7 protein-coding genes and 1 pseudogene are annotated in these 7897 nt (G+C 71.2%); 3 read left to right on the top strand and 5 right to left on the bottom strand.

Features of this window, described 5'->3' with window-relative positions; translation table 11 throughout:
• On the top strand, positions 1 to 925 hold a 925-nt coding region (locus tag KBX53_RS14690; RefSeq protein WP_210859802.1), incomplete at its 5' end, for a carbohydrate ABC transporter permease.
• 72 nt (positions 926 to 997) lie between these two features.
• Here KBX53_RS14690 and KBX53_RS14685 read toward each other — a convergent pair.
• Genes KBX53_RS14685 through KBX53_RS14675 form a run of 3 tightly spaced genes read right to left on the bottom strand, consistent with a single transcriptional unit; the run spans position 998 to position 3868 of the window.
• Complete coding sequence (locus tag KBX53_RS14685) at positions 998 to 1735, bottom strand: dihydrofolate reductase family protein (protein ID WP_247675627.1); 738 nt, start codon at positions 1733 to 1735, stop codon at positions 998 to 1000.
• A gap of 51 nt (positions 1736 to 1786) precedes the next feature.
• Positions 1787 to 2680: a helix-turn-helix domain-containing GNAT family N-acetyltransferase gene (locus KBX53_RS14680; RefSeq protein WP_210859801.1), complete on the bottom strand. Its 894-nt coding sequence runs from the start codon at positions 2678 to 2680 to the stop codon at positions 1787 to 1789.
• 27 nt (positions 2681 to 2707) lie between these two features.
• Complete coding sequence (locus tag KBX53_RS14675; protein ID WP_210859800.1) at positions 2708 to 3868, bottom strand: low temperature requirement protein A; 1161 nt, start codon at positions 3866 to 3868, stop codon at positions 2708 to 2710.
• A gap of 182 nt (positions 3869 to 4050) precedes the next feature.
• Between KBX53_RS14675 and KBX53_RS14670 the strand changes: the two genes are divergently transcribed.
• Positions 4051 to 4515, top strand: coding sequence for a hypothetical protein (locus tag KBX53_RS14670; RefSeq protein ID WP_030332298.1), 465 nt, complete (start codon positions 4051 to 4053; stop codon positions 4513 to 4515).
• Between the two features lie 49 nt (positions 4516 to 4564).
• Here KBX53_RS14670 and KBX53_RS14665 read toward each other — a convergent pair whose 3' ends face one another.
• Positions 4565 to 6964, bottom strand: coding sequence for a glycoside hydrolase family 65 protein (locus KBX53_RS14665; RefSeq protein ID WP_210859799.1), 2400 nt, complete (start codon positions 6962 to 6964; stop codon positions 4565 to 4567).
• A gap of 168 nt (positions 6965 to 7132) precedes the next feature.
• Between KBX53_RS14665 and KBX53_RS14660 the strand changes: the two genes are divergently transcribed.
• A complete protein-coding gene (locus KBX53_RS14660; RefSeq protein WP_210859792.1) occupies positions 7133 to 7762 on the top strand; it encodes a phosphatase PAP2 family protein in 630 nt (209 codons plus the stop codon).
• A gap of 31 nt (positions 7763 to 7793) precedes the next feature.
• Here KBX53_RS14660 and KBX53_RS14655 read toward each other — a convergent pair.
• A pseudogene (locus KBX53_RS14655) lies at positions 7794 to 7897 on the bottom strand (prepilin peptidase); the annotation flags it as partial.

The raw sequence follows: 7897 nt of genomic DNA, 5'->3' as shown, positions 1-7897 counted from the left end.
CTTCTGGAAGGCGGCGGTGGTCCTCGGGGTGATTCTGCTGGTCGCGGCGGCGGTCGGCCGGGTCGTCTCGACCCTCCAGTCACGAGGCGGTCGCCGGTCGTCGTCGGCGGTGTCGGGCGTCGGGTCCTGGGTCGCGCTGGCCGGTCTGCTCTTCTTCGTGCTCGGCCCGCTGTACTGGATCGCCGTCACGGCCTTCAAGTCCGAGGGCCAGGTCGTCATGCGTACCGACGACCTGTGGCCGACGCCGTGGACGCTGGAACAGTTCAGCGCCCTCTTCGCCAACCAGCCGTTCGGCCGCTGGTACCTCAACACTCTGCTGGTGTCGGCGGCGTCCACCGCGGTGGCACTGGTCTGCGCCGCCCTGGCCGGTTACGCGCTGGCCCGGCTGCGGTTCCGCGGGGCGCAGAGCTTCACCGTCACGGTGCTGCTCACCTACGTGATGCCGGGCGCGCTGCTGTTCATCCCGCTGTACCAGATGCTCATCGGCGCTCGACTCACCGACTCGTTGTGGTCGCTGGTGGTGACGTACCCGACCTTCACCCTGCCGTTCGCCACCTGGCTGCTGGTGGGGTACTTCTCGTCGATCCCCATCGAGCTGGAGGAGGCCGCACTTGTCGACGGTTGCAGCCGCGTCCAGGCGTTCGGCCGGGTGGTGCTGCCGCTGGCCAAGCCGGGGCTGCTGGCGGTCGCGCTCTTCACCCTGACCAACGCCTGGAACGAGTTCCTCTTCGCCTTCGTGTTCATCACGAAGGACGAGTACAAGACGCTCCCGGTGGGGATGCAGTCGATGATCGCCGGAGACGTCGTGCCACAGGGACAACTCGCCGCGGCGTCACTGCTCGTCAGCATCCCCGTGGTGATCATGTACGCCCTCGGGCAGCGCTTCCTGACCGAGGGACTCACCGCGGGGGCGGTGAAGGGCTGATCCGGTCTGGCCGCTGGTGCCGTCGCCGACCGGCAGCAGCGGCCAGACCGGACTGCCTACCCGCGAACCTGGCTACGGCCAGTGACCCGGACGGTAGGACCGCATCCACCGCTCATGCGGGCTCGTCTGCGGCCTCGGTGGGGTGTAGGTCAGGAAGAGGGCACCACTGTCCAGGACGGTGTGATCGGTCAGCCGCCAGGTGCGTGGGGCGAAGACGGCGTCGCGGCCGAACAGCGGGATGCCGGCGCCGATGGTCAGCGGGGCGAGTTTGACGATCAGCTGATCGATCTCGGGATACAGGGCACCGGCCAGGGCACCACCGCCGATCACCCAGACGTCCTTGCCGTCGTGTCGCTTGAGCTCTCGTACCGTGGCGATCGGGTCCTGGTCGACGACCTCGACGGCCGGATCCGGGCTGTTGCCCAGCGTGCGGGAGAACACCAGGTGGCGCAGGTGGGGGTACGCGTCGGTGACGCCGGCCTTCAGCCCCACCTCGTAGGAGTGGCGTCCTTCCAGCACGGTGTCGAACCGGCTGCCCTCGTCGGTGATGCCGAACGCCTGCCGGGCCGGGCCGGGCAGGGTCTCCGGGTACTCGGCGACGAGGTGGCGCAGGTAGTCCTTCGGAACGGGCCAGAAACCGCCGGGGCCGGTGGGGTCGGCGCCGTCGGGGCCGGCGATGAAGCCGTCCAGGGTGGTGGCGATGTAATACACAAGCTTGCGCACGAACGACGCCTCGCGTGGGTGCCGGAGGCTGTTGTTCGCTCCGGCACCCACCAGCCTGCCCAGCGAGGCGGCGGTCTTCGAGGTCATTTTCGGTGCCGTGCCATCAGATGGCGATCGATCCTGACCACTCGCTCGGGTCTAGGCGAACCGCTTCTCGAACCAGTGGTGGGCGTAGTGCTCGGTGTTGTACGCCTCGATCTCCCGGTAACCGGTCGCCCGGTACAGGGCGATCGCCTCGGTGAGGTTGCGGTTGGTGTCCAGCCGGACGGCGGTCGCGCCACGCTCGGCGGCGTACCGTTCCAGCTCGCCCAGCAGCCGCCGCCCGACGCCGAGGCCGCGTACGGTGTCCGCCACCCACACGCGTTTGATCTCGGCGGCCTCGCCCCGGTGCAGTTTCACCCCGCCGCAGCCGATCGGTTCGCCGTTGAGGGTGGCGAGCAGGAGCACACCGTTGGGCGGGGCGAGCGCATCGTCGTGCAGCGGCTTGCTCAGTGCGGGGTCGAACCCGTCGTCGAGTCGTCGGGCGATGTCCCGGACGTAGGCCCGGAGGCAGGCACGGGCCCGCGGGTCGCCCGGCGGGCAGGGCTCGATGACGACCATCGACCCGACGAGCAGCCGTTCCACCTCGGCCATGGCGGTGACGAGTCGTTCCCGGCGGTGTTCGGTGAGCGGTTCGAGGATCGAGGCGGCGAGATCGTCCGAGCGCTGATCGAGGTCGGCCCACTGGGTCCGGCCGGCGTCGGTGAGCGTGGCGACACGTACCCGGCCGTCGCCGCCGGTCCGGTCGACCGGACCGACGGTGATGAGACCGTCGTTCTCCAGGGTGCGCAGGAGCCGACTGAGGTGTCCGGAGTCCAGGCCGAGCCGGGTGCGTAGCGCGGCGACCTCGGCACCGGCGGGGCCGATCTCCCAGAGCAGTCGAGCCTGCCCCAGGGGACGGCCCTGGGCCATGTACTCGTCGTCGAGCGCACCCACCCGTTGGGTGACCGTCCGGTTGAACCGCCGTACGGCGGCGATGAGAGCCGAGTCCATACACCTGACCTTAGTCAGGCTTATTGCCTACGCACCAGATCGGTGGCGGTAGGACCGGATGCCGGCGTGATCCAGGACGACCACCACCAGCACCACCGTGACGGCGACCGCGCTGACCGCCACCAGCGGCAGCCGCAGCACGGCCGCCGCGCCGGCCAACACGAACAGGGCGGCGACCCGGGGCCAGGAGAGTCGCCGGTGGATCGCCGCTGAGAAGAGGATCCGCCCGACGAGGAACAGCGTCGGGCCGCTCAGAATGACCGCGACGGCGGTCGTGTCACCGGTCCGTAGGGGGTGGACGATGCTCAGTTCGGCGCCGACGGCGGTGACCACCAGCCCGGCGATCATCACCAGGTGCAGGTAACCGGTGATCACGCCGAGCCGGGCCGGATCGGCGCGCTCGATGGCCGGGCCGAGGCGCTGGCCGGCAGGCGTGACGTAGAGCAGACCGATCAGCACGGCGAGGGTGAAGACCAGCAGAAACGCGACGGTCTGTGAGAAGTGCAGATCGGTGCCGGCGTACGACAGGCCGGCGACCAGGACGAGTTCGCCGAGCGCGATGATCATGATCTGCTGGTACCGCTCGGCGAAGTGCTCACCGGCCAGGTGCAACTCCTCCCGCGTGGTCCGGCCCATCCCGGGTGTGGGGTAACCGAGCCTCGGACCGGTGAGGTCGAGAGCGAGGGCGAGCAGCCACAACGGCACCCGCCACTGCGGCAGCAACCCACCGGCGAGCCACGGTACGGCCGAGACGCTGAACCAGCACAGGATCCGCAGCGTTCGAATCTGCCGCGGATGACCGCGCAACCCGACAGCGGTCACCACCCCACGGGCAATGTGCACCGAGACGTACGCGGCGGCGAAGAGCAGCCCCCGCCCGTCCAACGCCTGCGGGATCGCCACCCCGGCCAGCAGGGTGCCCAGCGCGGCGCCCACCAGCAGCCACCGCACCGCCGGGCTCTGCGGGTCGTACCAGTCGGCGAACCAGGTGGTGGGCACCCAGATCCACCAGACTCCGGTCAACAGCAGGGCGGTGTGCAGCGCGCCGACCACTGTGAGGTCGTGCAGCAGGTGGGCGGCCAACTGGCTGAGGACCAGCACGAACGCCAGATCGAAGAACAGCTCCAGGAACGAGGCGCTCAGCGGCGAGTCGCCGCCCCGCAGCAGCCGCTCGGGTCTGCTCGCCATCGGCGCTCCTCCCGCTGGCGCACGGCCCCTGCGTCCGTCGTACCACCCGAGGCCGCGCACCGGAGCCGAAAGCGGTCAGCCGCGTGGCGACGACCCGCTGACCCCTCGTGTCGTTGATCCGGCTGCGCCCATGGTCACCGCTGACCACGGTGGGGGCACCGACTCAACGAGGAGGGAAGCCGATGACCGCTCAGCGCGAAACCGTGCAGGTCGACAACGACCTGTTCCGCGCCGTGTACGACTCACCCGCGTCACTGCCCGGCCGACACCGCTGGACCACCCCGGAGTCGGACGTCCGGCGGCTGGAGAAGCTGCTCGGCATGCCCGCACGCAGCATCGGCGCCCCGCTCTGGGTCAGCGGCGACGAACCCGACTGCCCGAAGTGCCGCCGGCGGATCACCTGGTACGACATCGTCTCGTCGGCCCTCTCCGGCCTGCACGACAAGACCATGATCGCCACGGTCATCCTCGGCGAACGCAAGTACGTCAACACCGAGATCCCGGACGCCATCGCCGGGGTGCGCTGCTCCGACTGTCACACAGCGATCGACGGTCTGCGCAGCTTCAAGTGCCACAACTGGGCGTACGCCTTCGAGGATCTGGCGGCCGTCCGCGAACGGATGGCAGGTGGTCCCGCGCCGATCTGAGCCGAGCCACGGACCGGAGACCACCGCGCGACAACACCAGCGAGGCGGCTCAGTCGGCCGAGCGGCGGGTGGGGCGGCGGCCGGGCGGGGACGGCGGTTCCGGGCCGGGGTCGGGCACCGGCGGCATCGGCCGGGTGACCGGCTCGGTGCCGGTGACCCGCAGCGACTCGCCGTGGTGCCACAGCTCGATCTCGGCGTCGCCGGTGGCGTCGGGCAGCTCGTAGCGGGCCTCCGTCGGAGTCAACGTGACCCGCAGCCGGTGGCCGCGCCAGCGCAGGCTGAACGCCAGCCGGTCGATCCGGCGCGGCAGGCGGGGGTCGAAGGAGAGCACCTCGCGGTCGTCGCGCAACCCACCGAAGCCCTGCACCAGTGCCAGCCACGCGCCGGCCAGCGAGGCCAGGTGCAGCCCGTCGGCGGTCTTGTCCCCCAGGTCGGCCAGGTCCTGCAGCACCGACTCGGCGAACAGGTCGTACGCCAGGTCCAGGTGCCCGACCTCGGCGGCCAGCACCGCCTGCGGGGCGGCCGACAGCGACGAGTCGCGGACCGTGCGGGCCTGGTAGTACGCCAGGTTGCGCGCCTTCTCGTCGGCGGTGAACTCACCGGGGCGAAGTTGCATGGCCAGCACCAGGTCGGCCTGCTTGACCACCTGCTTGCGGTACAGCTCCAGGTACGGGAAGTGCAGCAGCAGCGGGTAGTCGTCGTCGCCGGTGTTCGCGAAGTCCCACTCGGGTTGCTCGGTGAAGCCGGCGGCCTGCTGGTGCACCTCGCGCTCGCTGTCGTACGGGATGGCCATCGCATCGGCGGCGGCCCGCCAGCCGGCCACCTCGTCGCGGTCCACGCCGAGCCGGCCGGCCACCTCCGGATGCCGCTCGGCGGCGTCCGCCGCGCCGCGCAGGTTGCGCCTGGCCATCAGGTTGGTGAAGACGTTGTCGTCGACGAGCGCGGCGTACTCGTCCGGGCCGGTCACGCCGTGCAGGTGGAAGCCGCCGTCGCCCGACCAGTGGCCGAAGCCGTGCCAGAGCCGGGCGGTCTCCACCAGCAGTTCCAGCCCCGCCTCGGCCAGGAACCGCTGGTCGTCGGTGGCCGCCACGTAGCGCAGCACCGCGTCGGCGACGTCGGCGTTGACGTGCAGCCCGGCGGTGCCCGCCGGCCAGTAGCCGGAGCACTCCCGGCCGCCGATGGTGCGCCACGGGAAGGTCGCGCCGGCCAACCGCAGCTCGGCGGCCCGCTCCCGCGCCTCGGGGAGGTGGGCGTGCCGCCAGGTCAGCGCCGACCGGGCCACCGCCGGGGCCAGGTAGGTGAGCACCGGCAGGACGTAACTTTCGGTGTCCCAGAGGACGTGACCGTCGTAGCCGTTGCCGGTCAACCCCTTGGCCGAGATGGTCCGGTCGCAGTCCGGGCGACCGGCCTGGATCAGGTGGAACATCGCGAACCGAACTGCCTGCTGAAGCTCCGGATCGCCGTCGAGCCGCACGTCGGCGACCTGCCAGGCCGCGTCCAGGGCGGCGCGCTGGTCGGTGAGCAGGGCGTCGAAGCCGTCCGCGCGGGCGGCGTCCGCCTCGGCGGTGACCAGGGCGGCCAACTCGTCGGCGGACGTCTCGTCGACCGCCGCCCACTCGGAGGCGGCGAACTTCGGCAGCCACAACCGCTCCCCCGGGTGCAGACGACCCGTGACGGTCAGCCGTACTCGGTCCGGGGTGCAGTCGCCGGTGGTGGTCACCGTGTCCGGCCCGTCCAGCAGGTGACTGACGGCGACCGCGACGCGTTGGCCGCTGCGTTCGGTGCGGTGCACCAGCACGCCGTCGAGGCCGGTCGCCCGGTACGTCTCGGCGGTCAGCGGGTCGGTGGGCACCGAGGCGGCCCGAGGGTCGTCCGAGCGCTCCGGCACCTTCTCGTTTGCCAGCAGGTCCGAGCAGACGCGCAGCTCGACGGCGGTGTCCAACGGCTCGACCTCGTACCGGACGGCGGCCACCGGGCGACGCGGCAGGGACACCAACCGGCTGCTGCGCAGGCGCACGGCCCGACCAGCGGGTGAGATCCACTCGGTCTCCCGAGTCAGCACGCCGGCGCGCAGGTCGAGCACCCGTTCGTGGCGGCGCAGCGTCCCGGTCCGGAGATCGAGTGGCTCGTCGTCGACCCAGAGCCGGATCAGCGCGGCGTTTGGTGCGCTGATGACGGTGTCGCTGGCCGACGGGAACGCGTACCCCTCCTCGGGGTAGCTCAGTTCGCGCCGCTCGTGGAAGCCGTTGACGTAACTGCCCGGCATCCCGCACGGAGCACCCTCGTCGAGCACCCCGCGCCAGCCGATCCACCCGTTGCTCAACGCGAAGATCGACTCGGTCTCGCCGAGCCGGTCCTGGTCGGCCGCTGTGCGCCGGATCCGCCAGGTCTCGTCGTCGGCCAAGCCGGCGGTGGACTGCGGTTGATCGGTGGTCGAACCGGTTTGCACGAAGTCTCCTGTCGGCCGATGTCCTGCACCAGCCAACCAGAGCCAGCTGGACGAATCCTGGACGAAGGTCGCCAAAGCCACTCGACCTTCGACAGCGGCAGTGCCCGCTGCCGCGTTCCTAGGGTGTCCCCCAGGTGAACGAGGTATGAACGTGAAGTGAGGTGATGCATGGTCGACAACGGCAGCATTGACGTTCCGGAGATCAGCGCCGAGTGGTACCGCGACGTCGTCGACGCCGCCGCCGGCAGCCCAGAGCCGGTGCAGTGGTTCGTCGGACACGCCACCGAGGGGGTGATCCTGATACTCGGCGCGCTGCTGCTGATGGCCGCGCTGAGCCGCCGGTCCGGCGGCCCGCACGACCGGGCACTCGCCCTGATCGCGCCGCTGCCGGCCATCCTGGCGTACGTGGGCAGCGAGTTCCTCAAGACCGTGGTGGACGAGGAGCGCCCCTGCCGGACCATCGGCCGGGAGATCATCGCGAGCGCCTGCCCACCCCCGGGCGACTGGTCGTTCCCCAGCAACCACGCCACCATCGCCGGCGCGCTGGCGGTCACCACGTTGCTGCTCTCCCGCCGCCTCGGCCTGGTCGCGTTGCCCCTGGCCGCGCTCGCCGCCTTCTCCCGGGTCTTCGTGGGCGTGCACTACCCGCACGACGTGATCGCGGGGGTGCTGTTCGGCGCCCTGGTCGCCGTGGTGATCACCCCGTTGCTGGCCCGCCCGATCGGCGAGGTGCTGCGCCGGCGGGCCGACCGTCAGGACAGCCCGGTCCCCAAACTGGCCGGCCGCTCGCGACAGTGACCGGCGACCCGGCCGGTCGCCGCCCGCCGGGTCAGGCCGCCAGCAGGACGGCACCCACCGTGCCGAGCAGCAGGAACGGGCCGAACGGCAGGTGGCTGCTCCAGTTGGCTCGGCGGGTGGCCAGCAGGCCCAGAC

The organism is Micromonospora sp. M51 (genome assembly GCF_018070305.1).
Lineage (GTDB): Bacteria > Actinomycetota > Actinomycetes > Mycobacteriales > Micromonosporaceae > Micromonospora > Micromonospora parva.
Note: the sequence above shows the minus strand (reverse complement) of the source record. Positions and strands in the feature narration are given on the sequence as shown.

Bases quoted from the DNA above. Each gene is read 5' to 3' on its own strand.
- KBX53_RS14685 (WP_247675627.1), bottom strand. From the start codon at position 1,735: ATGACCTCGAAGACCGCCGCCTCGCTGGGCAGGCTGGTGGGTGCCGGA.
- KBX53_RS14660 (WP_210859792.1), top strand. From the start codon at position 7,133: ATGGTCGACAACGGCAGCATTGACGTTCCGGAGATCAGCGCCGAGTGG.
- KBX53_RS14670 (WP_030332298.1), top strand. From the start codon at position 4,051: ATGACCGCTCAGCGCGAAACCGTGCAGGTCGACAACGACCTGTTCCGC.
- KBX53_RS14680 (WP_210859801.1), bottom strand. From the start codon at position 2,680: ATGGACTCGGCTCTCATCGCCGCCGTACGGCGGTTCAACCGGACGGTC.
- KBX53_RS14675 (WP_210859800.1), bottom strand. From the start codon at position 3,868: ATGGCGAGCAGACCCGAGCGGCTGCTGCGGGGCGGCGACTCGCCGCTG.